This window comes from Pseudomonas saudimassiliensis, from assembly GCF_000939975.1.
Taxonomy (GTDB): domain Bacteria; phylum Pseudomonadota; class Gammaproteobacteria; order Pseudomonadales; family Pseudomonadaceae; genus Halopseudomonas; species Halopseudomonas saudimassiliensis.
The window spans coordinates 1,933,724-1,958,193 of sequence record NZ_LK391969.1 but is presented as its reverse complement, the minus strand read 5'-3'; the positions used below and the strand labels follow the sequence as shown (position 1 = coordinate 1,958,193).

At 65.1% G+C, this 24,470-nt stretch carries 20 protein-coding genes; 8 read left to right on the top strand and 12 right to left on the bottom strand.

From position 1 onward, the window contains the following. Window positions 1-106: 106 nt before the first annotated feature. A complete protein-coding gene (gene trmL / locus VG99_RS09055) occupies window positions 107-568 on the top strand; it encodes a tRNA (uridine(34)/cytosine(34)/5-carboxymethylaminomethyluridine(34)-2'-O)-methyltransferase TrmL (RefSeq protein WP_044499464.1) in 462 nt (153 codons plus the stop codon). 260 nt (window positions 569-828) lie between these two features. Here the strand turns inward: trmL and VG99_RS09050 are convergent, their stop codons facing one another. The 4 genes from VG99_RS09050 to VG99_RS09035 all read right to left on the bottom strand — a co-directional run bounded on the left by VG99_RS09050 (window position 829) and on the right by VG99_RS09035 (window position 6,315). Beyond that, a complete protein-coding gene (locus VG99_RS09050; protein ID WP_044499463.1) occupies window positions 829-1,806 on the bottom strand; it encodes an NADPH:quinone oxidoreductase family protein in 978 nt (325 codons plus the stop codon). Window positions 1,807-1,941: 135 nt separating this feature from the next. Continuing rightward, entirely contained in the window at window positions 1,942-3,513 is a 1,572-nt protein-coding gene (gshA, locus tag VG99_RS09045) for a glutamate--cysteine ligase (RefSeq protein WP_044499462.1), read from the bottom strand. A gap of 67 nt (window positions 3,514-3,580) precedes the next feature. Then, window positions 3,581-3,982 (bottom strand): PaaI family thioesterase, encoded by a 402-nt coding sequence (locus tag VG99_RS09040; RefSeq protein ID WP_052508757.1) that lies wholly within the window; start codon window positions 3,980-3,982, stop codon window positions 3,581-3,583. Window positions 3,983-3,984: 2 nt separating this feature from the next. After that, window positions 3,985-6,315 (bottom strand): Tex family protein, encoded by a 2,331-nt coding sequence (locus tag VG99_RS09035; protein WP_044499461.1) that lies wholly within the window; start codon window positions 6,313-6,315, stop codon window positions 3,985-3,987. 190 nt (window positions 6,316-6,505) lie between these two features. Between VG99_RS09035 and ompR the strand changes: the two genes are divergently transcribed. After that, window positions 6,506-7,228, top strand: coding sequence for an osmolarity response regulator transcription factor OmpR (ompR, locus tag VG99_RS09030; RefSeq protein ID WP_044499460.1), 723 nt, complete (start codon window positions 6,506-6,508; stop codon window positions 7,226-7,228). After that, entirely contained in the window at window positions 7,225-8,532 is a 1,308-nt protein-coding gene (locus tag VG99_RS09025) for an ATP-binding protein (protein WP_239419867.1), read from the top strand. Before ompR ends, VG99_RS09025 begins: the two co-directional genes overlap by 4 nt. Before the next feature lie 19 nt (window positions 8,533-8,551). Here the strand turns inward: VG99_RS09025 and VG99_RS09020 are convergent, their stop codons facing one another. From VG99_RS09020 to pilG, 8 genes are all read right to left on the bottom strand, one after another. Continuing rightward, on the bottom strand, window positions 8,552-9,016 hold the full coding sequence (locus tag VG99_RS09020) for a chemotaxis protein CheW (protein ID WP_044499459.1): 465 nt from the start codon (window positions 9,014-9,016) through the stop codon (window positions 8,552-8,554). Window positions 9,017-9,046: 30 nt separating this feature from the next. Next, window positions 9,047-10,009: a chemotaxis protein CheB gene (locus VG99_RS09015; protein WP_052508756.1), complete on the bottom strand. Its 963-nt coding sequence runs from the start codon at window positions 10,007-10,009 to the stop codon at window positions 9,047-9,049. After that, window positions 10,002-16,268 (bottom strand): Hpt domain-containing protein, encoded by a 6,267-nt coding sequence (locus tag VG99_RS09010; protein WP_044499456.1) that lies wholly within the window; start codon window positions 16,266-16,268, stop codon window positions 10,002-10,004. Before VG99_RS09010 ends, VG99_RS09015 begins: the two co-directional genes overlap by 8 nt. A gap of 2 nt (window positions 16,269-16,270) precedes the next feature. Beyond that, entirely contained in the window at window positions 16,271-17,152 is an 882-nt protein-coding gene (locus VG99_RS09005; protein WP_420848277.1) for a CheR family methyltransferase, read from the bottom strand. A 54-nt stretch (window positions 17,153-17,206) separates the two neighbouring features. Next, entirely contained in the window at window positions 17,207-19,243 is a 2,037-nt protein-coding gene (locus VG99_RS09000; protein ID WP_044499454.1) for a methyl-accepting chemotaxis protein, read from the bottom strand. Between the two features lie 81 nt (window positions 19,244-19,324). Further along, the gene (locus tag VG99_RS08995) at window positions 19,325-19,861 is read right to left on the bottom strand and encodes a chemotaxis protein CheW (protein ID WP_044499453.1); all 537 of its coding nucleotides are present in this window, start codon (window positions 19,859-19,861) and stop codon (window positions 19,325-19,327) included. A gap of 38 nt (window positions 19,862-19,899) precedes the next feature. After that, entirely contained in the window at window positions 19,900-20,265 is a 366-nt protein-coding gene (gene pilH / locus VG99_RS08990; protein WP_044499452.1) for a twitching motility response regulator PilH, read from the bottom strand. A gap of 37 nt (window positions 20,266-20,302) precedes the next feature. After that, the gene (gene pilG / locus VG99_RS08985) at window positions 20,303-20,713 is read right to left on the bottom strand and encodes a twitching motility response regulator PilG (protein ID WP_044499451.1); all 411 of its coding nucleotides are present in this window, start codon (window positions 20,711-20,713) and stop codon (window positions 20,303-20,305) included. 210 nt (window positions 20,714-20,923) lie between these two features. Here pilG and gshB point away from each other — a divergent pair, with 210 nt between their 5' ends. The 5 genes from gshB to pyrR all read left to right on the top strand — a co-directional run bounded on the left by gshB (window position 20,924) and on the right by pyrR (window position 24,467). After that, on the top strand, window positions 20,924-21,886 hold the full coding sequence (gene gshB, locus VG99_RS08980; protein WP_044499450.1) for a glutathione synthase: 963 nt from the start codon (window positions 20,924-20,926) through the stop codon (window positions 21,884-21,886). A 63-nt stretch (window positions 21,887-21,949) separates the two neighbouring features. Then, entirely contained in the window at window positions 21,950-22,864 is a 915-nt protein-coding gene (locus tag VG99_RS08975) for an energy transducer TonB (protein ID WP_239419865.1), read from the top strand. Window positions 22,865-22,938: 74 nt separating this feature from the next. Continuing rightward, the gene (locus tag VG99_RS08970; RefSeq protein ID WP_044499448.1) at window positions 22,939-23,508 is read left to right on the top strand and encodes a YqgE/AlgH family protein; all 570 of its coding nucleotides are present in this window, start codon (window positions 22,939-22,941) and stop codon (window positions 23,506-23,508) included. Continuing rightward, window positions 23,508-23,945, top strand: a complete 438-nt coding sequence (gene ruvX / locus VG99_RS08965) for a Holliday junction resolvase RuvX (protein ID WP_044499447.1) — start codon at window positions 23,508-23,510, stop codon at window positions 23,943-23,945. The genes VG99_RS08970 and ruvX overlap by 1 nt, the downstream gene beginning before the upstream one ends. A gap of 9 nt (window positions 23,946-23,954) precedes the next feature. Then, window positions 23,955-24,467, top strand: coding sequence for a bifunctional pyr operon transcriptional regulator/uracil phosphoribosyltransferase PyrR (gene pyrR / locus VG99_RS08960; protein WP_044499446.1), 513 nt, complete (start codon window positions 23,955-23,957; stop codon window positions 24,465-24,467). Window positions 24,468-24,470 lie beyond the last annotated feature (3 nt).

Genomic DNA, 24,470 nt, shown 5'->3' with positions numbered 1-24,470 from the left:
TATTGGGGTGACTCTGGTTAGGCAGGCTAGAGTCGCCTTTTTTTTGCCTGTCTGGCCCAGAGGGTTTGCGGTTACACTGGCGCGGTTTTTTCCGGAACGCACCCCCATGTTTCATATCGCCCTGCTCGAACCCGAAATACCGCCCAACACCGGCAATATCATCCGCCTGTGCGCCAATACCGGCTGCCAGCTGCATCTGATCGAACCCCTGGGCTTCGAGCTGGATGACAAGCGCCTGCGCCGCGCCGGCCTGGACTACCACGAATACGCGCCGGTGCAGACCCACAGTGATCTGGCCAGTTGCCTGGCCAAGGTACAACCCAACCGGGTGTTCGCCCTCAGCACCAAGGGCCGGCACTGTTACAGCGAGATCAGCTACCAGCCGGGGGACCTGTTCCTGTTCGGCCCGGAAAGCCGCGGCCTGCCTGCCGACGTCCGCGAGGCCCTGCCCCCGGAGCAGGTGCTGCGCATCCCCATGTACCCCAACAACCGCAGCTTGAATCTATCCAACAGCGCCGCCGTGCTGGTCTATGAAGCCTGGCGCCAGCACGGTTTTGCCGGGAGCTGAGCTGGAAGCTGGAAGCTGGAAGCTGGAAGCTGGAAGCTGGAAGCTGGAAGCTGGAAGCTGGAAGCTGGAAGCTGGAAGCTGGAAGCTGGAAGCTGGAAGCTGGAAGCTGGAAGCTGGAAGCTGGAAGTAATCAGGGTGGGGGTCGGGGATTTTTTGAGTCAAGCGTTTACTGACAGGAGAACAAGCAGGGCCGGGGATCACCCCGGCCTGCTTCTAGCTTCAAGCTTCTAGCTAGCGACTGGCTGCCGCCCGCGGCAGCCTCAGCGTGTCTTGATGACGATCTTGCCCACGGCCTGGCGGGTGGTCAGGGTGGTCAGCGCTGCTTCGTATTGGTCGAGCTCGAAGGTCTGGGAGACCAGCGGCTTGATCTTGCCTTCGCTGTGCCAGCGGAACAGCTGCTGGAAGTTCGCCAGATTGGCCTGCGGCTCGCGGGTGACGAAGGCGCCCCAGAACACGCCGACCACGGCAGCGCCCTTGAGCAGTGCCAGGTTGGCTGGCAGCTCGGGAATCCGGCCGCTGGCAAAGCCGACCACCAGCAGACGCCCGCGCCAGTTGATGCAGCGCATGGACTGGTCGAACAGGTCGCCACCGACCGGATCGTAGATCACATCGGCGCCGTGACCGTCGGTCAGCTCCTTGACCCGCTCCTTGAGCTCGACTTCGCTGTAGTTGATCAGCTCATCGGCACCCGCCTGGCGGGCGACTTCCAGCTTTTCGTCACTGGAGGCCGCGGCAATCACCCGTGCGCCCATTGCCTTGCCGATCTCTACCGCAGCCAGGCCTACGCCACCGGAGGCACCCAGTACCAGCAGGGTCTCGCCCGGCTGCAGGTTGCCGCGCTGGGTCAATGCGTGCATGGAGGTGCCGTAGGTCATGCTGAAACCGGCGGCGGTGACAAAGTCCATGTCATCGGGCATCGGCAGCACATGGGTGCCGGCGGCGGTGACCTTCTCGGCAAAGCTGCCGTAGCCGGTCAGCCCCATGACCCGGTCGCCCGGCTTCAGGTGGGTGATCTGGCTGCCGACGCTGGATACCACACCGGCAGCCTCACCGCCCGGCGAGAACGGGAACGGCGGTTTGACCTGGTACTTGCCCTCGATGATCAGGGTGTCGGGGAAGTTGACGCCGGCAGCGTGGACGTCGATAACAACCTGGTTATCCTTGGCTACCGGATCGGCAGCCTCTTCCAGCGACAGCGTGCTGGCAGGTCCGTAGGCTTTGCACAGAACGGCTTTCATGGTGGCTCCTTGGTTTGAATTTTTCCACAGTCTAGCTGGGTCCACTGCCTGGGGGTCAATCACCATACCGGTGATTGATCGCCCTGCATAAGACAACTGCCAGCTGCGGAAAGTCCGCCGGCCACCGCGCCGGGGCTACTGGCTGAGGTATTGCGCCACGTAGCTGTCGAAATCGATGCTATCGGCCTGCTCCATGGCCACCTGGTCCGCTACCGACTGGGCCGCCATGGCGGCGAATGCTTCGGCCTTGGCAGCCTCCAGCGGCCGCGCCAGGAAATGCTCGCGGTGCGCCTCGGACTGGGCCAGGGCAAAACGGAAGAAGCTGTTGCCGTGGGCGGCAATGGCGTCCAGCACCCGGGCCGAGGGGGTCAGCGCCGGATCCCGCAGCTTGGCCCGCTGCAGCGCCAGGCTGTCACTGTGGGCGGTGGTCTGGCCGGCCTGATCCAGCAGGCTGGCGCAGGCGGCGATATTGTCCAGCAGGTGCTCGCCCCATTCGTTCAGGCCGCTGGGCTGGCCCTTGCGGGTCAGCTGCAGGCCCGGCTCGCGGCCGCGCTTGACCACCAGCGCGAAGTTGTCGTTGCTGGCGCGGCATTCTTCGTCCGACATGGCCGGACTCTCGGCCAGGGCGCAGAACAGCAGGAAACTGTCGAGGAAATGCGCCGTGCTCGGCTCGATACCCAGCGGGGCGAACGGATCGATATCCATGCAGCGCACTTCCACATACTCCACCCCCCGGGACGCCAGCGCATGCACCGGCTTCTCGCCGCTGCGCGTTACCCGCTTGGGCCGGATCGAGCTGTAGAACTCGTTCTCGATCTGCAGCAGGTTGGTATTCAGTTGCTGCCACTGGCCGTCGGCATCGTGGGTGCCGATCGCCGCATAGGGCGCGTAGGGCAGGCTGATGGCCTTCTTCATGCTGGCGATGTAGCTGTCCAGGCTGTTGTAGCAGACACTCAGGCCCGCCTGGGCGTCGTTGTTGTAGCCCAGGTCGCTCATCCGCAGGCTGGTCGCGTAGGGCAGGTACAGAGTCTTGTCGCCCAACGGCTGTAGCTGGTGATCGCGCCCCTGCAGAAAGCTCGCACACAGCGCCGGCGAGGCGCCGAACAGGTACATCAGCACCCAGGCGTAACGGCGGAAGTTGCGGATCAACGCCGCGTAGCGCTCGGACTGGAAGTCCTGGGTACTGCGGGCATCCCCGTCCTGCTGGCGTAGGGCTTCCCACAGCTCGGGCGCCAGCGAGAAGTTGTAGTGGATGCCGGCGATGCACTGCATCGGCTTGCCGTAGCGCACCGCCAGGCCGCGCCGGTAGACGTGCTTGAGCATGCCCACGTTGGAGGTGCCGTACCAGGCGATGGGGATATCCTCATCGCGGGCCGGCAATATGCAGGGCATGGACTCGGTCCACAGGCGCTCCTCGCCCAGCTCGCCATAGGTGAAGCGGTGGATGTCATCCAGCTGCTGGAACAATCCGTCGATATCCCGATTGACCGGGGTGATCAGCTCGATCAGCGCCTCGGAATAGTCGGTGGTGATGGTCGGGTGGGTCAGCGCGGAGCCCAGCCCGGCGGGGTGCGGCCGTTGCGAGAGGGTGCCGCTGGCGTCGATGCGCAGGCTCTCCTTCTCGATGCCATGCATGCAGGCGGTGAGACTGTTCTGCAGGGCTGGTTGGGCCAGCAGCTCGAGACGTTGCTTCAACAATGGTGACAAGCGTGCCACTCCTCAAACGGTGAATACGGTCGGCTTCGGATCTCCGTCGCCACTACGCCGGGCCACTTCAGATGCGCGCGAAGGTACCCAGGCACTTGGCAGCCAGCGCGCCGTCCTGCCACACCTCGCCATCGACCACCATGGTACGGGTACCGGCATGCATGACCTTGGCCCGGCATTCCAGCACGCCGCCAGTGACCGCACGGGTGTAATTGATCTTGCATTCAATGGTAGCGGTTGACTCATGGGCGTCCAGCCGCGCATAGACCGCCGCGCCCATGGCCGAGTCCAGCAGGCTGAAGATGACTCCGCCATGGACCCGCTGGGTGGTATTGAAATGCTGCGGGCTCACGTCCAGACGCATGACGCAGCCTTCTTCATCCAGGCTGACCAGTTGCAGGCCCAGCATCTCGGTAAAGGGGCTCATACGATTGTCGTGAATGGCGTCCAGCTTCGGATTTCGGCTCATGGTTATCGCTTCTTCAGGTTCTTCGCATTGGCGAACAGGTTGGCAAACGTACCACCTGATTGCGGCCCGGAGCCAGCACCTTGCTTGTCTGCCCGCGGTTGCCGGGGCCGGTTGCGCTCACTGGCCGGTGCGCTACTGCGCGCGCCGGTGGCCGCACCGGGCTGGTCGCCCATGCGCATGGTGAGGCTGATGCGCTGGCGTGGAATATCCACCTCCAGCACCTTGACCTTGACGATATCACCGGCCTTGACCACATCCCGCGGGTCCTTGACGAAGCTGTCGGCGAGCATGGAGATATGCACCAGGCCGTCTTGATGCACGCCAATATCGACGAAGGCGCCGAAGTTGGCTACGTTGCTGACCACCCCTTCGAGCACCATGCCGGGCACTAGGTCGCTGAGTTTCTCCACGCCGTCCTGGAAGGCTGCCGCCTTGAATTCCGGGCGCGGGTCACGACCCGGCTTGTCCAGCTCGGCGAGGATGTCGGTGATGGTCGGGATCCCGAAGTGCTGGTCTGTGTAGCGCGCCGGATCCAGCTTGCGCAGGAACGCCGAATCACCGATCAGGCTGCGGATGTCGCGGCCGGTCTGCTCGGCAATACGCTGCACCAGCGGGTAGGCTTCCGGATGGACCGCCGAGGCATCCAGCGGATTGCTCCCGTTCATCACCCGCAGAAAGCCCGCCGCCTGTTCGAAGGTCTTGTCCCCCAGCCGGCTGACTTTCAGCAGCTCGCGACGGCTGGCGAAGGCGCCGTGCTGGTCGCGGTAGTCGACGATGTTACGGGCGATGGTGGGGTTGAGGCCGGACACCCGCGTCAGCAGCGGTACGGAGGCGGTGTTGAGATCAACCCCGACGGCGTTCACACAGTCCTCGACTACTGCATCCAGGCTGCGCGCCAGCTTCACCTGGGACACGTCATGCTGGTACTGGCCGACGCCGATGGCCTTGGGCTCGATCTTGACCAATTCGGCCAGCGGATCCTGCAACCGTCGGCCGATGGAGACCGCACCGCGGTAGGTCACGTCCAGATCGGGAAATTCCTTGGCTGCCAGCTCCGAGGCCGAGTACACCGAGGCGCCCGCTTCGGAGACGGTGATCTTCTGCATGTTCAGTTCGGGACACTGCTTGAGCAGGTCGCCGGCCAGCTTGTCGCTTTCCCGCGAGGCGGTACCGTTGCCGATCGCGATCAGGTTCACCTGATGCTTGCGGCAGAGCGTTGCCAGCACCGCCAGCGATTGGTCCCACTGGTTGCGCGGCGCATGGGGAAAGATAGTGGCGGTATCAACCAGCTTGCCGGTGGCATCGATCACCGCCAGCTTGACCCCGGTGCGCAGGCCCGGGTCCATCGCCAGGGTGACCCGCGGCCCGGCGGGGGCCGACAGCAGCAGGTCCTTGAGGTTGCTGGCAAAAACCCGGATGGCCTCATCTTCGGCCGCCTCGCGCAGCTCGCCGAGCAGTTCGGTCTCCAGGTGCCCCGACAGCTTCACCCGCCAGGTCCAGCGCACCACTTCCTGCAGCCAGCGGTCCGCCGGCCGGCCCTGGTCGCTGATCTGTACCGCGTCGGCGATCATGCCCTCACAGGGATGGCTGGCGGTGGCCGGGGCCTCGGGATCGCCCAGCGTCAGGGCAATGCTCAGCACGCCCTCGTTGCGCCCGCGCAGAATCGCCAGGGCCCGGTGCGAGGGCACATTGCGCAGCGGTTCGTCGTATTCGAAGTAGTCGCGGAACTTGGCCCCCTCCTGCTCCTTGCCCGGCACCAGGCGCGAGACTACCCGACCATCCTGGCGCAGCACCTGGCGCAGCTGTTCAAGCAGGCGCGCGTCTTCGCTGAAGCGCTCCATCAGGATGTACTTGGCGCCATCCAGCGCGGCCTTGGTATCGGCGACGCCCTTGTCGGCATTCACAAAGTCGGCGGCCAGTTGCTCAGGGTTCAGGCCGGGGTCGGCGTAGAGCTGCTCGGCCAGCGGGCCGAGGCCGGCTTCCAGGGCAATCTGGCCCTTGGTGCGGCGCTTGGGCTTGTAGGGCAGGTAGAGATCTTCGAGGCCGGTCTTGGTCTCCGCCTGGCGGATATCACGCTCCAGCTCGGGCGTCAGTTTGCCCTGCTCGGCAATGCTCGCCAGAATGCTGTGACGGCGGTCTTCCAGCTCACGCAGATAGCGCAGCCGTTCCTCGAGGTAGCGCAACTGGGTATCATCCAGGCTACCGGTCACTTCCTTCCGGTAACGGGAGATAAAGGGCACGCTGGCACCCTCGTCGAGCAGGCTGACGGTGGCGGCCACCTGTTCGGGGCGCACCGCCAGTTCGGTAGCGATACGCGAGGCAATACTGTCCATGGCTAGGATTCCACATCGTTCATTTCAGACGCGGCAGTATAACCGAGTCGCCGCCACGGAATGCAGCCCGGTCCCCTGGCGTTTGCCATCGGTTAGTCGACAGCCCCGGGAAACCTCTTGTAACAATGGCCAGCTCCCGCTGTGATTGGCATCAGCGACAATGGCTTTCTTCGAAAAAGGTGATGGTCCTATGAGCAATGAAGGCGAAAAAATACTGATCGTGGATGACGACGCGCGTCTGCGTCGGCTGCTTGAGCGCTTTCTCAGCGAGCAGGGCTATCGCGCCCGGGCGGTGGAGAACACCGCGCAAATGGACCGCCTGCTGGATCGCGAGCTGTTTTCGCTGATCGTGCTGGACCTGATGCTGCCCGGCGAAGATGGCCTCAAGGCCTGCGCTCGCCTGCGCGAACGGGGCACCACCACGCCCATCATCATGCTCACCGCCAAGGGCGATGAGACCAGCCGGATCCAGGGTCTGGAGCTGGGCGCGGACGACTACCTGCCCAAGCCCTTCAACCCCCGCGAACTGGTGGCCCGGATCAAGGCCGTACTGCGCCGCCAGGCGCCGCAGATTCCCGGCGCGCCGTCCACCGACGACAACGAAGTCACCTTCGGTGATTTCGTCCTCAGCCTGGCCACCCGTGAACTCAAGCGCGGCGACGAGGTGCATATGCTGACCTCCGGGGAATTTTCCGTACTCAAGGCGCTGGTACACCACCCGCGGGTGCCGCTGACCCGCGACAAGCTGATGCAACTGGCCCGCGGCCGGGAGTGGGACGCCCTGGAGCGCTCCATTGATGTGCAGATTTCCCGCCTGCGCCGGTTACTGGAGCCTGATCCTTCCAAGCCCCGCTATATCCAGACCGTCTGGGGTGTCGGCTACGTGTTCGTGCCGGACGGCCAGCAGCAGTGAAGGGCGGCCCGGGCTGGCACCCGCTGCTGCCCCGCAGCTTCTTTGCCCGCACCCTGCTGCTGGTGTTGCTGGTCACGCTGTTCTCCAAGATCCTCACCCTGGTCTACCTGATGAGCAACGAGGATCTGCTGGTAGACCGGCAGTACAGCCATGGCACCGCCTTGCTGGTGCAGGCCTACTGGGCCAGCGGGCCCGAAGCCCGGGCCGACCTGAAAGACATATCCGGCATGGAGCTGGTCCACGACAGCCAGGTGCCGCCAGGGGAAATCCATTGGCCCTATTCCGGCGTGTTCACCAACCAGTTGCGTGATGAACTGGGTGACCGGACCGAGATTCGCGTGCAGACCGTGGACCAGCCGGCCATCTGGGTGCATCAGCCGAACTACGGTGACCAGTGGCTGAAGGTGCCGCTGTACGCGCACCCGCTGCGGGGGCATCGCATCTGGCTGGTGGTCAGTTGGCTGGGCCTTATCGGCATGCTCTCCACCGGCGCCGCCTGGATCTTCGTGCGCCAGCTCAACCGACCCTTGAAGGTGCTCGAACGTGCTGCCCAGCGCATCGGCCAAGGCCACAGTGTGCGGCTGCTAGATACCAGCGGGCCGGCGGAGATTGCCGAGGTGTACCGCGCCTTCAACCAGATGGCCCAGGACGTCGAGCAGGCCAACAATGACCGCGCGCTATTGCTCGCCGGGGTGTCCCACGACCTGCGCACGCCCCTGACCCGCATGCGCCTGTCTACCGAGCTGATGTCCGGCGTCGAGCCCGAGCTTACCGAGGGGATGATCCGGGATATCGAGGACATGGACGCCATCCTCGACCAGTTCATGGCCTATATCCGCGACGGCAGCGCCGAGCCCCTGGAGCCCTGCGACCTCAATGAGCTCATCCGCGAGGTGGTCACCCCGGTTAATACCAGCGAACAGCTGGTGCGGCTATGCCTAGAGCCGGTGCCGGAGCTGGCCCTGCGGCGACTGTCGATCAAGCGGCTGCTGACCAACCTGGTGGAAAACGCATTGAACCACGGGGGCACCGGTGTGGAGATCTGCACGCACCTGGAACGGAGCGCCATTCAACCCTGCGTGGTGGTGAGCGTGCTGGACCGCGGCCCGGGCATCGACCAGAGCGAAGGGGAAGACCTGTTCACCCCCTTCATCCGCGGCGACCGGGCCCGCTCCACCAAGGGCACCGGCCTCGGGCTGGCGATCGTCAAGCGCATTGCCGACAGCCACGGCATCAGCGTGCAGCTGCTCAATCGGGCTGGCGGCGGCACCGAAGCCCGGTTGGTGGTTCCCGTTAACGCCTGATCCTGGACCGCCGAGACGGTCAGGCCGGCAGCGCGCCGCTGTCCACCAGCGCCTGTTCCATGGCCGCCAGGTCGGGAATCAACAGCGTATCCGCTTCGCCGGCCAGGTGTACCACCTGGCTGCCGTAGGCACCCGCCGCCCCCGCGGTCTCGATCTCGCCGCGCAGCACTTTCTTCGAGCGGGGGATACCGCGGACCCGGATGGCAATGAAGCGCAAGCCGGCGTGCCCGCCGACCGCGTTCAGAATCAGCGTGCGCGGCAGGGTCGGTTCCTCACCCGGCTGGCCGAGCAGCACCTCGGGGTCGAGCAAGGGCACCCGCTGGTCGCGCCACTGAGTCCAGCCGAGCAGCCAGGCCGGTCCGCCCACTGCCGGCTGGCTCAGGCGATATCCCACCAGCTCGGCCACCGCCACGTTGGGCAGCAGCCAGGGCTGCCCGGCCAGCGGAACAATCAGGCCATTCAGGCTTTCCAGTGCATCTGACATCGTTTCTATCCTCTCGCTGTACGCCGCGCCTCAGGCGTCCGGCGCACGTTCCTGTTCAAGCCACTGGTGCAGGGCCAGCGCCAATTCGGTCGGTGATCCCTCGCGGCTGCTGAAGCCGGCGCTGCGTACCGCCTGGGGCATGGTGGCGCAGGCGGCAGTGGCGCTGCTCTGGGTCCAGACCTCCATGCCCTGCTGGCGCAGCCGGCCGCAGGCGGCGACCCCGTCCTCCCCCATGCCGCTGAAGATGATGGCGCCGCAGTGTGGTGCAAAGGCGCCGGCCAGTTGATCCAGCAGCGCCTCGAGTGACGGCTGGTAGGCCCCCGGCCAGGGCCCGTCCTGCAGCTGCGCCTGGCCTTCGGGACCGAAGCCCAGCATGCGGTTGATCGGCGCTACCAACACTTCCCCATGCTGCAGTTGGCTGCCTTCGATACAGTTGCGGATCCGCCAGGCGTTCTGGCGCCCGAGAATCTGCGGCAGCTGGTGCTCGAACCCCGCGTCGATATGCTGGGCATAGACAAAGGCCACCGGCGCCTCCGCCGGCAACGTATCGAGAAACTGCTTGACCGCCGCAGGCCCGCCCAGGGACGCTCCCAGCAACCAGACGCTGCGCTGCTGACGCAGCACCGGCGTGGCCAGCGCTGGCTGGAGCAACGGCACCTGCGGCGGCTCATCCAGTAGTTCGCCGAGTTTGCTCCGCAGCCGGCGCTGCCAGCGCACATGATCCTCGTGCTGGGCCGGGGGTATTTCACCGGAGCCCAGCAGCACCGGCACCGGACTGCAATCGAGCAACCAGTCACTCAGGGCACATTCGTCCGGTACATCCAGTAACCAGAGGTCCGCCGCCACCGCCCTCAGTTCGCTGAGCTGCAGCCGGTCCGGCGCCGCAGCGAAGACCAGCCGATAGCCCAGCCCGGTGAGGGTGCGGACGAGAACCCGGCGCCCGCCCTCATCGCTCACCAGGAGCGCGATCGCAGGCGCCTGGGCCTCAATCACATTGATGGACCAGGCTGTCGATGACCTCCAGCAGCTGGGTTTCCTGATAAGGCTTGCCGAGATACTCGTTCACCCCCAGGCTGCGTGCCCGCTCGCGGTGCTTCTCGCCGGTACGGGAGGTGATCATGACAATCGGCAGATCCTTCAGCCGCTGGTCGTGGCGTACCAGGGTCGCCACTTCAAAGCCGTCCATGCGGGGCATCTCGATATCCAGCAACATGATGTCGGGCTGGAAATCCTTCAGCCGGGCAATGGCATCGACCCCGTCCTTCGCCGTCACTACCTCCATGCCGTGGCGCTCCAGCAGGCGGGTGGTCACCTTGCGCACCGTGATGGAGTCATCCACCACCATCACCTGGGTCGACCGGTTGGCCTGGGGCGCGTTGGCCGCGGCCCGCTCGGCGGCGAGCAGTTGTTGCGACAACAGCGCCTGCTGGACGCGGATCACCGCCAGCAGATCCAGGATCACTACCACCCGGCCATCCCCGAGGATGGTGGCGCCGGAGATACCCGGCACCACGGCGAATTGCTTGCCGAGGCTTTTCACCACGATCTCCCGCGAGCCCGCCAGGGCGTCGACCTGCACCGCCATGCTGTGCTCGGCGCCCCGCACCAGGATCACCGGTAGCGGCAGGCTGTGCCCACTGAGCCGCGGCTGCTGGCCGGTGGCCAGCAGGTCGCCCAGGTAGCGCAGGTCATAGGTCTTGCCGGCATATTCAAAGGGCGGTGCATCCGGCGCGTAGTAGGCTTCCAGCTCATAGCCGGATACTCGCACGATCCCCTCGATGGTATTCAGCGGAATGGCGTACAGGTCATCGCCGGAATACACCATCAGCGCCCGGTTCACCGACACGGTGAAAGGCAGCCGGATGTTGAAGCTGGTGCCCTGCCCCGCTTCGGTGGCCAGCGTCATGCTGCCGCCCAGCTGCTTGATCTCGGCGTTGACCACATCCATGCCGACGCCGCGGCCGGAAATCTGCGTCACCTGCTGGGCGGTACTGAAGCCGGCCTGCAGGATGAACTGCAGTACTTCCTGGTCGGTGAGCGCCGCATCGGCGTCCATCAACCCCCGTTCGATTGCCTTGGCCCGGACCGCCTGCAGATCGACTCCGCGACCGTCGTCACTGAGGCGGATGACAATCTCGCTGCCTTCGCGGTGCACATCCAGGGTGACGCTGCCCTCTTCCGGCTTGCCCTGGGCGGCGCGAACCTCGGGCAGCTCGATGCCGTGGTCGACGGCGTTGCGCAACATGTGTTCCAGCGGCCCCATCATGCGTTCGAGCACGCTGCGATCCATCTCGCCCTCGGCGCTGCCGACCGCCAGGCTGACCTGCTTGCCCAGCTCGCCGGAGACCTGCCGTACCACCCGGCGCAGGCGCGGCAGCAGCCGCTCGAAGGGCACCATGCGGGTACGCATGAGACCTTCCTGCAACTCGGTATTGACCCGCGCCTGCTGCAGCAGCAGGGTTTCGGCGTCCCGGCTGCGAGTGGCCAGGGTTTCCTTGAGGTCGAGCATGTCCGAGGCCGACTCGAACAGCGAGCGCGACAGCTGCTGCAGCTGGGAGTAACGGTCCATCTCCAGCGGATCGAAGTCTTCGTAGCCCTGTTCGATCTCTTCCTGGTGGCGCGAGAGGATCTGCGCCTGGGTTTCCATGTCGAGCCGGCGCAGCTGATCGCGCACCCGCTCGATGGTGGCTTCCATATCGGTCAGGGTCTGGCTGATATCACTGACCTGCTGCTCGACCCGGCCGCGGAAGATGGAGGTCTCCCCGGCCAGGTTGACCAGTTCCTCCAGCAGCCCGGCGGGGACCTTGATGGTTTCCTGCACGGCGCCCCGGTTGGCCGCCTGGCCGGGGCCGCTGCCCGCGTCCATTGCCTGCTGCAACAGGGCGCGGATCTCCGCCAAGCTCCGCTCCGGCGCCACCGGCACGGGGGTTGGAGTGACCGTGACAGGCGATGCTGGAACGAGCTGACTGTCGCCAACGGCGGGCTGATGCCCAGCGGCCAGTTGTGCTATCAACCCCTGCAGTCCGGCCAGATCACCGGCCAGCGTAGGCAGCGTCGCGGGATCGGTTTGCTGCAGCGCGGTTTCCAGGTGCCGCGCCTGTTCAGCCACGTCATGGCGTCCGGCCAGACGCGCGCTGCCCTTGAGGGTCTGGATACGGTGCAGCAGTTCGGCAGTGGCCTGCGGCTCTGTGCCGTGGCGCGCCAGAAGCGTGGCGCAGGGCTGCAGCAGCTCCAGGGCTTCGTCGATGAACATGCCGAACATCTCCCCGCCTGCGGCCGGCTCGGCGGCGGGCGGCGGTGCGATCTCGGCCTCCATGGTGGGTTCGGGCTCGGCCAGGCTGCTCCACTGGGGCGGCTGGTCGGGCTGGGCGCGGAAGTCGCGGATCGCCCGGATCAGTTCCATACCGTCGCTGATCGACCGCCCCGCCATCACGCCCTCGACCATATCGGTCAGGCTATCCTGGCAGGCCAGCAGCAGCTCAGGCAGCCCTTCAATCAGGCTGAAGCGCTGGGCCAGCAGGCCCTCGTAGAGGAATTCCAGTTCGTGGGCCAGATCACCGACCGGGCGGATTTCCGCCATGCGCGCCCCACCCTTGAGGGTATGCAGGTCGCGCAGCAGAGCATGCAGGGGGGCTTCATCGCTCGGCTCGCCCAGCCACAGTTGCAGGCTGGCGGCGGAGGTGTCGAGGATTTCCTGGGCTTCGTCCAGGAAGATATCCACCAACTCGGCGTCGGTACCGGCCTCGACGAGGTGCCAGCGGTCTTCGGCGGACGCCGCCGAACCGGTTTCGTTAGTGGGCAGGGCATCCGGCTGCAGGCTGTAGACCCGGAACAGGTCCGCCAGCGCCGCCAGTTCCTCGCTAGCGGGCTGGACATGCTGGTGCGCGGCGACCTGATCCATCATCCCGATCAGGCGTTCATGCCCCACGGCCAGGGTAGCGGCGACTTCGCCGGCATACGGCAGGCGCTGGCTGGCCAATGCTTCATGCACATCCTCCAGCCCCTGGCACAGCGATTCAATCAGCGGCAGTTCGACTTCCTGCGCCACCTCGGCCAGCGACCGCAGGGCGCGGGCCAGTGCGGGGTGATCGATGGCAGCCGGCCACCGGGCGAGTTCGTCCCCGGCGTCCAGCAGCAGATCGACCCCCTCGGTGAGGAAGATCGACAGCAGGCTGGCCTCGGACTCCAGGTCGGCGCGACTGGTGTCGCGCCGCTCCAGACCGTCGCGGTAGATGGCATCCAGCCGCTGGAGGAAGGCCTCGGTCCCGGGGACCGGCACGGCCGAGGCGGCGTCGGCCCGCTCCAGCCAGGCTTCCAGCATGCTGACCGCATCACGCAGCAATTCGATGACGGCATGATCGGCGGGAATCAGGTTGCCCTTGAAATCCTTGGCCAGTTTTTCCAGCGGCGTCGCCAGCACGGCGATGGGCTGGATACCGGCCATGTGGGCGCTGCCCTTGAGGGTATGCAGCGCCCGCTGCAGGCCATCGCTGAGCGGGCACGGCAGTTCGTGCTCGCTCCGGTCGAGAAAGCCGTTGATCTGCTCGATATGGGTCTGGGTTTCGGCGCGGAAGATCTTCAACAGCAACGGATCGAGATCCGGCTGACTGGTCTCTTCCACCAACTGCCGCGCCGCGACAAGCGGTTCGGCTTCCAGCGGGCCATCTTGGTCCAAAGGCGTTTCCGGCGCCGCGGGGACCGCAGCGATGGGCGCATCCTCTGCGGCTGCGCCAGCGTGCTCCAGATTGTCCTCGCCAAGGACAGCTTCTTCGAGCACCGGGGATGCTTCAACCGACTCGTCGCTGGATTGGACAGCGTCGTCGGCCAGCTCCTGGGCCGGGCCGAGCACTTCCACCTGCGGCAGCTCCGCCATCGGTTCTACCGTAGACTCCACTGCATCAAGGGGCAGCGGCTCGAGCTCGATATCATATTCGGGCTCTGGCTCTGACTCTGGCTCTGGCTCTGGCTCTGGCTCTGGCTCTGCAGGAGTGTCGATGAACGCAGGCTCCGCGTCCGGCGCGGCTACGGCTGCCGGCGCCGCGATCAGCAGGTCAGGCAGGCTTTCGCCACGGGACAGGGCGTCGGCCTGGCTCGCCAGCTGCGCTACCTCGGGCAGCTGACGCTGGTCGCCCGCGGCAAAATCCGCCAGCAGGGTCGGGATCAGGGCGCGCACGGCGTTGGCCACCGTGAACACCGCCGGGCTCGCCTCGACATGGCCATCGATGACCCGGTTGAGCATGTTCTCCACCGACCATGCCAGCTCCGCCAGCACACCGGCCCGGACCATCCGGCCACTGCCCTTGAGCGTATGGAAACCGCGGCGTACCTCGGTGCGCGCGGCCTTGTCGTCGATATCAGCCTGCCACCGGGGCAGGTAGTCATCGAAGACCTCGAGCACTTCACCGACTTCCTCGATAAAGATCTCCAGCAGCTCGGGATCGAGCTCGTCTTCATCTTCCTCGCCTTGATCCAGCTGCGCAGGTGCGACGGGCGCCGCCGTGGCATCTACAGCTTCGGCGGCGCTCGGGTTGGCCAGGGCGCCGGCCAGTTGCTCGGGCCCATAACCCAGCAAGCGAAGCCGCTCTTCGGCGACAGCCAGGATGCTGTCCCCCCGGTCGGCATCGTCCTCGGCCACCCGCTCCAGATAGTAATCGATGCTGGTAATCACATCGGCGAGGGCGTCCAGCGCTTCCCAGTCCGGGACCTTGCGCTGGGCAATCAGCTGCTGGCTCAGGTACTGGCGGCACGCCGCGACCGCAGCGGCGGCCCGCTCCAGGGGCAGCATGGTCAGGCCGCCGCGCACGCTGTTGAGCAATTCAGCGGCAGGCTCCAGCTGGGCATGATCCCACTGCCCGGCGATAAAGGCGTTGACCGCGTCGCGGGTCAGTTCCAGGGCATTGCGGGCTTCCAGCACCACCTGCTGCTGCACCTGGAGCAGGTCCTGGGCACCGACCAACTGCCGACTCTGGCGGGGCTCCGCTTCGGCCTCGGCCGGCGCACGGTCGATGGCGAAGATGCCGTGCATGCTGGCTTCTACGTAGAGCACCCCGCCGGCAATTTCCATCAACTGCGCATCGCTCGGGGCGCTATCGCCCCGGCTCAATGCCTCAACCCGCTCGACCTGCTCCTGCAGGACCCGGCGCGGCTGGCCGAGGCCCAGCACCGCCAGGGTATCGGCAATGCGCTTCATGGCCGGCAACAGCTCGGCCAAGGCCTGGGGCCGCCGCTCGCTGCTGCGTACGAACAGGTCCAGGCGTTCCTTGACCTGCAACAACTCTTCATCCAGGGCCTGGGTAACGGACTCCATGGTGCCGCGGTCCGGCCCGACCATGCGGCTGTCACTGCCTGGCGCCTGGCGGTCTTCCTGCCAGAGTGTCTGCAGCTGGTATTGCTGCTTCAAGCCGGCCAGTCGCGGACTGTCACCGCTGCTCTTGGCGATATAGAACAACAGGTTGCGCAGCAACTCGGGGGCCGGGGCCCGCTCGGCAATGCTGGCGTCCTCTTCCTGCAGCTGGCGCAACTCGCGATCGGCCTGGCGCAGCAGCTGCCGCACCGCCGCGCCATTGTCGATGGTCCCCAGCTCCAACCCTTCGGCGATGCCGGCGAAGATGCTCCAGAGCTCAGCAAAGGGGGTGCCCTGGAACAACTGCTCGAGACGGCCGAAGACCCGGCCCAGCTGATGGGCGCTAGCCGGTACGTTCTGCTCGCGGATGATGGCGGCATGGGCGATCTGCATGGCCTGGCGCAGCTTGCGTAGCTGTGGCGCCACCTGGTCGCTGGCGTAGTCCGCCTGCGGGTCACCCCCCGGGGCCCGGCCCGCGCTGAGGTCGGGGCTGAACAGGGCATTCTCCGACAGCAGCTTCTCGCCGCGGGCGGTGCGCATGTCATTGAGCAGCGGTAGCAAGAGCAGCGGCAGGTCGCGCCGTCCGGTCTGTACCCGGTCCAGGTAGACCGGCATCTGCAGGATCGCCTGCATGAGCACTTCCAGCGCTTCGCTTTCCCGGCTGCAGGTGCCGTGCATCAGGGCCTGGGCGAGTTTCTCCATTTCCTCGGCCAGCAGCGCTGCGCCGTAGAATTCCACCATCTGCAAGGTGCCATGGACCTGATGAATATAGGTCAGGCAAAAACGCAGGCGCGTCGTATCCTCGGGGCTTTCCACAAAGGCTTCCAGGGCTTGCCGCGCTTGATTCAGCGTTTCGGAAATTTCGCCTTTGACCCAGTCGAGGGCGACATAATCATGCCGATCACCCATAGTCACTCCAGACATTCCATGCTGTCTCGCCGCCGGTAAGCCTGCACCCGCTCATCGGGTACCCGCTCCAGCAACGGATTGTTCCAGTCCATTATTTCACCCGGCCCGATGACCAGCATGCCGCCTGGTGCCAACCGCTTTGCCAGCTGGTTGAGCAGGTCGCGACGGCGCCAGCGCCGGAAATAGATGAGCAGGTTCTGGCAGAAGATGATATCCAGGTCCCGAATCGGGGCCTGGGCCAGTTCCAGGATGTTCAACCGGGTGAAACATACTCGATCGCGCAGTGCTGCCTTCACGCGATATTGTCCATCCTGCAGCGGTTCCAGCCAGCGCTGGCACTCGGCCTCGGTGAGCCCGCCCAGGCGGCGCGCCGGAAAGCACCCCGCGCGAGCCTGGTCCAGCGCGTGCTGGCTGATATCGGTGGCCCAGACGCCGTAGTCGCGGCGCACCTGGCCGCCGCTTGCCGCAGCCTGCTCGATGATCATGGCCAGCGAATAGGCTTCCTCACCGCTGGCACAGCCCAGGCTCCAGCACTGCAGGGGCCGTTGCTCTCCCGCGGCGTGGCGCTGTTCGAGAAATCGCGCGACGCAATCGAAGGAAGCGCGATGGCGCATGAAGCTGGTCTCGCGCACGGTCAGCCATTCGACCAGCATCGACCACTCCAGCGTCCCGCTGACACCCTGGGTAATGTGCTCGTAATAGGCCTGGTAGTCGCGAATGCCCAGCTCCCGCATGCGGGCGCCCAGACTGGTCTGCAGATAGGCCCGGCGCTGTTCGCTGACGCACACGCCGGTGCGCGTCTCCAGCAATGCCTGCCACTGACGGAATTGCGCTCCGTCCATGTCTGGCAGCTGTTCCAATGACCAGTGGGGCATTCTCTGCACTCCGCGACTCCCGCTGTGCCGTCATGCGCGGCGGCCGACGGCCGCCGCCTGCATTCAGACCTGCTCTGGCAGGGTGAAACCATCCACCGACTGCCGCATGCTTTCGGCCAGCTTGGCCAGCTCGCCAATGCTGCGGGCGGTGGCGGTGGTACCCGCCGAGGTCTGCGAGGTGATCTCCTGGATGACGTTCATCGTGTTGGAGATGTGACCCGCCGACGAGGCCTGCTGACGTGCCGCGTTGGAAATGTTCTGGATCAGGGCCGCCAGCGAGGTCGATACCTTCTCGATCTCCTCCAGGGCCACACCGGCATCCTGGGTCAGGCGCGCGCCGCTGACCACTTCGGCGGTGGTCTGCTCCATCGAGATAACCGCCTCGTTGGTGTCGGTCTGAATGGTTTTCACCAGTGCCTCGATCTGCTTGGTCGCGCCGGAGGAGCGCTCCGCCAGACGCTGGACCTCGTCGGCTACCACCGCGAAGCCCCGGCCCGCATCACCGGCCATCGACGCCTGGATCGCCGCGTTCAATGCCAGGATGTTGGTCTGGTCGGCAATGTCGTTGATCAGGCTGACGATGTCGCCAATCTCCTGGGAGGACTCACCCAGCCGCTTGATCCGCTTGGAGGTGTCCTGGATCTGCTCGCGGATGGTATCCATGCCGGAAATGGTGCTCTGCACCACCTCGTTGCCCTTGTTGGCGATGGCTACCGAACGTTCCGCTACCGCGGCCGATTCGGCGGCGTTGGCCGATACCTGGTCGATGGACACCGCCATCTCGTTGACCGCCGCGGACGCGCCGGCAATCTCCTGGGCCTGGTGTTCGGATGCCTCGGCCAGGTGCATGGCCGTGCTCTGGGTTTCCTGGGCAGCCATGGCCACCTGGGACGCCGTGTGGTTGATGGTCTCTACCAGGGCGCGGAGCTGGTCGATGGAGAAGTTGATCGAGTCGGCGATGGCCCCGGTAAAGTCCTCGGTTACCGTCGCCTCGGCGGTCAGGTCACCATCGGCCAGATCGGCGATCTCGTCGAGCAGGCGCAGAATCGCCGCCTGGTTACGCTCGTTGGCGGCGGCTGTTTCAGCCAGGCGCTGGCGCGTTTCACGGGTCATCTGCAGGCCGATCAGCAGGATGCTGCCCAGCGCGATGATACCCAGCAGGTAGCCGAGCAGGGTGTTGACCCAGCGCGAGTCGCTGCGCTGCTCGAACCCCGCGGACAGATCGGAGACGTTGTCCAGCAGCACCTGGGAGTCGGTGAAGATGTCGTTCGCCGCCAGGCGTACCTGGTACAGCTCCGGGGAGGTCATCAGGATCTGGTCCACCGAGTCCGACACGAAGCTGAACAGGTCGGCAATTTCAGTGAGACGGCTGACCGCGTCGGGGTCGGTCACCTGGGTGATGCCCATGACCTCGTTGCCCTCCAGCATGCCTTCGAGCACCCGACCGAACAGGCTGGCATCCCGGCCGAAACTGTCTGCCGCCAGTACCGCGTCGGCATCACCGGTAAGTACCCGGTTCACCGAGCCGAGAATACGTTCGGCCAGCAGCGATTGGCGCTGGGCAACGGATACCTGGGCGGGAGACGCGCCACTTTCGATCAGCACGTCCACCACATCTTCGTACTCGATCTGCAACTGCGGCACGGTATCGGACAGCGTGGCGGCTACTTCATGCAGCGCCAGTACCGTGTTCTGGCTATTGAGAATGGCGTCGGCGTTCTTGCGCACCTTGTCCCAGTCCGCCTGGGCTCGGGACAGCGGTTCCTGCAGGGCCGCTGGTGTGGGTGGCAGACCCGTTTCCTCGCGTCCTTCGGTCAGGTAACCCCAGCGCTGCTCGAAGCCGTTACGGGTCTCCAGCAGCAGGCCGAAAGCTTCGGGCGTACCGGTAGCCGCTTCGGTCGCCGACTTGGAGATCTGCTGGGACAGTACCCGCAGCTCTCCGGAGTGACCGATATATTCCGTATCGTAAGAACTCTGGATGTTCAGATATACGAAGTTGATGAACAGCAGGATCAACGACAGGATCAGCGCGGCGAACAGGCCACTGATCGTCCGATTGCTGCGCAAGGTCGACAGTATGTTGGTATCAAGCTTTTTCATTATCTGGCCCCTACCTGGCCTACCGCGTGCTTCTTGGAGTCCTGAATTGCATACCGGGCATACCGGCACACCCCTTCCCGATCAGATCGCCACATCAAGGAACGCCTGGTCGCGCGCCAATGCCCGGAAGTTGAATATCAGCGATACCTGCTCCCTGGTATAGGCGCCCACCACGAATGGCCTGAGCTCCATGGGGAGGTCGGGCACCGAGGTGGAAAAGCTGCTTACTGGAAAATGCTGCATGCCGAACAGCTCGTCGACCAGCAGGCCGACGAACAGGTCATCCTGATCGAGCACCAGCACCCGGCGCTGTTTCCGCGGCGCGCTGCTCGGCGCGCCGAGAAAGTGGCTCAGGTCGATGATCGGCAGCAACCTGCCGCGCACATTGGCCACGCCCCGCACCCAGGACTTGACCCGGGGCAGCGCGGTGTAACGCGGTTCGTGAAGGATTTCGCTGATCTCCCCCATGGCCGCGACCATCGGCTGGCCCGCCAGGCGGAAGCCGATGCCGCTCCAGGTCTCGGCCACCACCTGCTGCGCAGGCAGACCGGCAGCCTGCCGACGACAATGGGCAGCCAGCTGCAGGAGAAGATCGAATGGATGAGTTGTGTCTGACATACCGTCCCTGTTGTCATGTGCCGGTTACGCTGGCGGCGTCAGGTGTCGAGCACCGACTTCAGCGTCCGGATCAGGGTGGCTTCCTCCACCGGTTTGGTCAGGTAATCCTTGGCGCCCTGGCGCTTGCCCCAGACCCGGTCGGTTTCCTGGTCCTTGGTGGTCACGATGATCACCGGAATGGCGGTGGTCTCAGGGTCCTTGGTCAACTGACGGGTGGCCTGAAAACCATTGAGCCCGGGCATGACGATGTCCATCAATACCGCGTCGGGCTTCTCCTGGCGGGCCAACGCCACACCATCGGCACCGTTTTCCGCCTTGAGTACTTCAAAGCCGTGCTTTTCCAACATGCCGGTGAGCTTGTACAACTCGGTCGGCGAATCGTCCACTACTAGAATGCGAGCCATGTATCCCCCTGGATAATCAAATTGGGCCGGCGGGCGCTCACGCGGAGCCGGCCACCTTGGTTGCCGACTGCGGAACGTGGGCCCGGATGGCGCCCAGCAATTCTTCCTTGCTGAATGGCTTGGTCAGATATTGATCGGAGCCGACGATGCGACCCTTGGCCTTGTCGAACAGCCCGTCCTTGCTGGATAGCATGATCACCGGGGTGGAGCGGAACGCAGAGTTGTTCTTGATCAACGCGCAGGTCTGATAGCCATCAAGACGGGGCATCATGATGTCGACAAAGATGATATCGGGGTGATTGTCAGCGATCTTGGCCAGGGCATCAAAGCCGTCAACAGCAGTGATGACGTTGCATCCGACCTTTTTCAGCAGCGTTTCCGCCGTGCGCCGAATGGTCTTGCTGTCATCAATAACCATGACTTTCAGGCTCTCGAAATTTTCGTCCATAAACTCAGCCCTTGTTATAAACGGCGGTCCAACTGCAAGGTGTTCTGGTTCCGGCAGCGACCGGCCAATTCCATTTGCGGCTACTTTTAACACAGATTTCCAGGGCAATCCATAAAGCCTTCTCGAAGATGAGACATACGGTGGCTTTCATCGCCGCCGGAGCAGAGGGTACACTGCGCTTACTTCCCGTCATGACAGTGAATCCCGACCATGAGCATCAATGTTGGCGTCGTCATGGATCCGATCAGTGCGATCCATTACAAGAAAGACAGCTCCCTTGCCATGCTGCTGGCAGCCAAGCAGCGCGGCTGGCAACTGCACTATCTGGAGCCCCAGGACCTGTACCTGCAGGATGGCCAGGCGATGGGCTGCATCCGCCCGCTGCAGGTCTTCGCCGACCCCCAGCGCTGGTACCAGCTGGGCGAGATGCGCCAGGCGCCGCTCGCCGAGCTCGACGTCATCCTGATGCGCAAGGACCCGCCGTTCGACAACGAATTCCTCTACGCCACCCATATTCTCGAGGCCGCGGAGCGCGCCGGCGTGCTGGTGGTGAACCGCCCCGCCAGCCTGCGCGACTGCAATGAGAAGCTGTTTGCCACCCAGTTCCCGCAGTGCTGTCCGCCCAATACCGTGTCGCGGCGGGCCGATGTACTGCGCGCCTTTATTGCCGAACACGGTGATGTGATCCTCAAGCCGCTGGACGGTATGGGCGGGGCGATGATCTTCCGCGTCCGCGAGGACGACCCGAACATCAGCGTTATCATCGAGGCACTGACCCAGCACGGCACGCAGCAGATCATGGCGCAGCGCTACCTGCCGGAGATCAAGGACGGCGACAAGCGCATCCTGATGCTCGACGGCGAACCGGTACCCTATTGCCTGGCCCGCATCCCCCAGGCCGGCGAAACCCGCGGCAACCTGGCCGCCGGTGGTCGCGGCGAAGCCCGTCCGCTGAGCGAGCGCGACCGCTGGATCGCCAGCGAAGTGGGCCCGGAATTGCGGCGGCGCGGACTGCTGTTTGTCGGGCTGGATGTGATCGGCGACTACCTCACGGAAATCAACGTCACCAGCCCGACCTGCATCCGCGAGATCGACGCGGCCTACGATACGGATATCGGCGGCAAGCTGATGGATGTCATTGGCCGGAAACTCGAAGCGCGGCGCGGTGCGTAGACTTTTTTCCCCGACCGGGGCAGACTGCGCAGCAGTTCGCCCCCTCGCCTGGCTATGGATAGCATGAAGAAAGCAGCGACGCCGCCCAGCTCCACCCGTCCAGCGGTTGCACCCACCGCTCCGGCCATCGCGCCCAGGGACCGCCTCGGCTTCACCCTGTTCCTGGCCGCCGTGCTGCATGCGCTGATCATCCTCGGCATCACCTTCGACCTGCCCAGCCCGAGCGAATTGTCGCGTACCCTGGAAATCACCCTGGCCAGCCAGCCAAGCGAGACCACCCCGGAAGACGCCGACTATCTGGCCCAGTTCGACCAGCAGGGCAGCGGCACCCTGGATGACAAGGCCGCACCCAGCACGCCGGAGGAAACCGTCTTCCAGGACAGCGAGATCAATACCGTGTCGCCGGTTGAACCGGCGGCCCCGCCGCCTGCCCCCCACACCCCGGAAAAGGTCGTCACCAGCACCGCGCCCAGCCCGGAAAAGGCGGTATCTGCGCCGCCTCCGCCCGAGCCGGTGCAAGCCCCCCAACCCAGCCAGCGCTTCGATATGTCCACGCTGTCCCAGGAGATCGCCAGCCTCGAAGCCCAGCTGGCCGAGGAGCGCCAGCAGTATGCCAAGCGGCCACGGGTCCACCGGCTGAATGCGGCATCGACCATGCGCGACAAGGGCGCCTATTACAAGGATGCCTGGCGCCGCAAGGTCGAGCGCGTCGGCAACCAGAACTACCCCGCCGCGGCGCGCAGCCAGGGCATCTACGGCAACCTGCGGCTGCTGGTGGCGATCAACCGCGACGGCTCGTTGCGCGACGTGCAGATCCTCGAATCCTCCGGCCATGCGGTGCTGGACAATGCCGCCCTGCGCATCGTCCGCCTCGCCGCACCCTACGCTCCCTTCACCGGCGAGCTGATGGACGTGGATGTGCTGGAAATCATCCGTACCTGGCGGTTCGAACCGGGCGATCGGATTTCCAGCTTCTGAGCGGCGGGCAGGCATGACGCCTCTGGCGCCTCATGCTCTTGCCCTAAACCGCCGCGCGCCCAATACTATGGCGCATGACACAGACCTTACCGACCTACCTCAAGCATCACTTCCTGATCGCCATGCCGCACATGGAAGATCCGCGTTTCGTTCATAGCCTGATCTACCTGTGCGAGCACAACGAAGACGGCGCCATGGGCCTGGTCATCAACCAGCCCAGCGGCCTCAACCTCAGCGATGTGCTGGAACAGACCGCCCCCGACCTGAGCGTGCCCCGGGAGATCGGCGAGCGCGTGGTGTTCAATGGCGGCCCGGTGCAATCCGAGCGTGGTTTCGTGCTGCACCGCGGGCCACAGCGCTGGGAGTCGAGCCTGGATCTCGGCCCGCTGCGTCTGACCACCTCACGGGACATATTGCTAGACCTGAGCAGTGGTGCCGGGCCCGACGACATCTTTGTCGCCCTGGGCTATACCGGCTGGGAGGCCGGGCAGCTGGACCAGGAGCTGGCCGACAACGTCTGGCTGAGCGTCCCTGCCGATTACCGCATCCTCTTCGAACTGGCGCCCGACCTGCGCCTGGACGAGGCGGCGCGCCAGCTGGGCGTGGATCTCAACCTGCTGACCAGCCAGGCAGGACACGCCTGATGGCGGCACCCATACAACGTGTGCTCGGCTTCGATTTCGGCACCCGTCAGATCGGCGTGGCGGTGGGGCAGACCCTCACCGGCAACGCCCGTCCGCTGAAGGAACTGCGAGCCCGTGATGGCATTCCCGACTGGGACCAGATCGGCGCGCTGCTCAAGGAGTGGCAACCCCATGCGCTAATCGTCGGCCTGCCGCTGAACATGGATGGCAGCCCGAGCGAGATGAGTGCCCGCGCAGAGAAATTTGCCCGCCGCCTGCAGGGCCGCTTCCAGATCGCGGTGCACTGCGTGGACGAGCGCCTTTCCACCTTCGAAGCCAAGCAAACCCTGCGTGAAACCGGACGCGGCACCCCGGCCAGCTACCGGGACAACCCGGTCGACAGCCTGGCCGCGGCCCTGCTGCTGGAAACCTGGCTGGTCAGCCATACGGAACAATAAAGGAGCGACATGAGCGAATTGCCTGAAGTGGGCCCCCTGCTGCAACGCATGGGCCAGGAACTGATCAGCTGGCTGGATCGCAACCAACGACTCGACCCGGCCTTTGTTGGCATCCACACCGGCGGCGTCTGGGTCGCCGAGCAGCTGCGCGATCAGTGGCTGCCGCAGGCGCCCCTGGGAACCGTGGATATCGCCTTCTACCGGGACGACTTCGCCCAGATCGGCCTGCAGTCCGGCGTGCGCCCTTCGGAGCTGCCGTTCAGCGTGGATGATCGTCACCTGATCCTGGTGGACGATGTGCTGATGACCGGCCGCACCATCCGTGCCGCGCTCAATGAACTGTTCGACTACGGCCGGCCCGCCTCGGTGACCCTGGTGACGCTGGTGGATATCGAAGCCCGCGAGCTGCCGATCCGCGCCGACATCCTCGGTACCAGTCTGGCCCTGCCGCCGGGCCAGCGGGTAAAATTGGCCGGCCCTGCGCCACTGCACCTGACCCTGACTTCCGTCGCCACGCCATGAGTG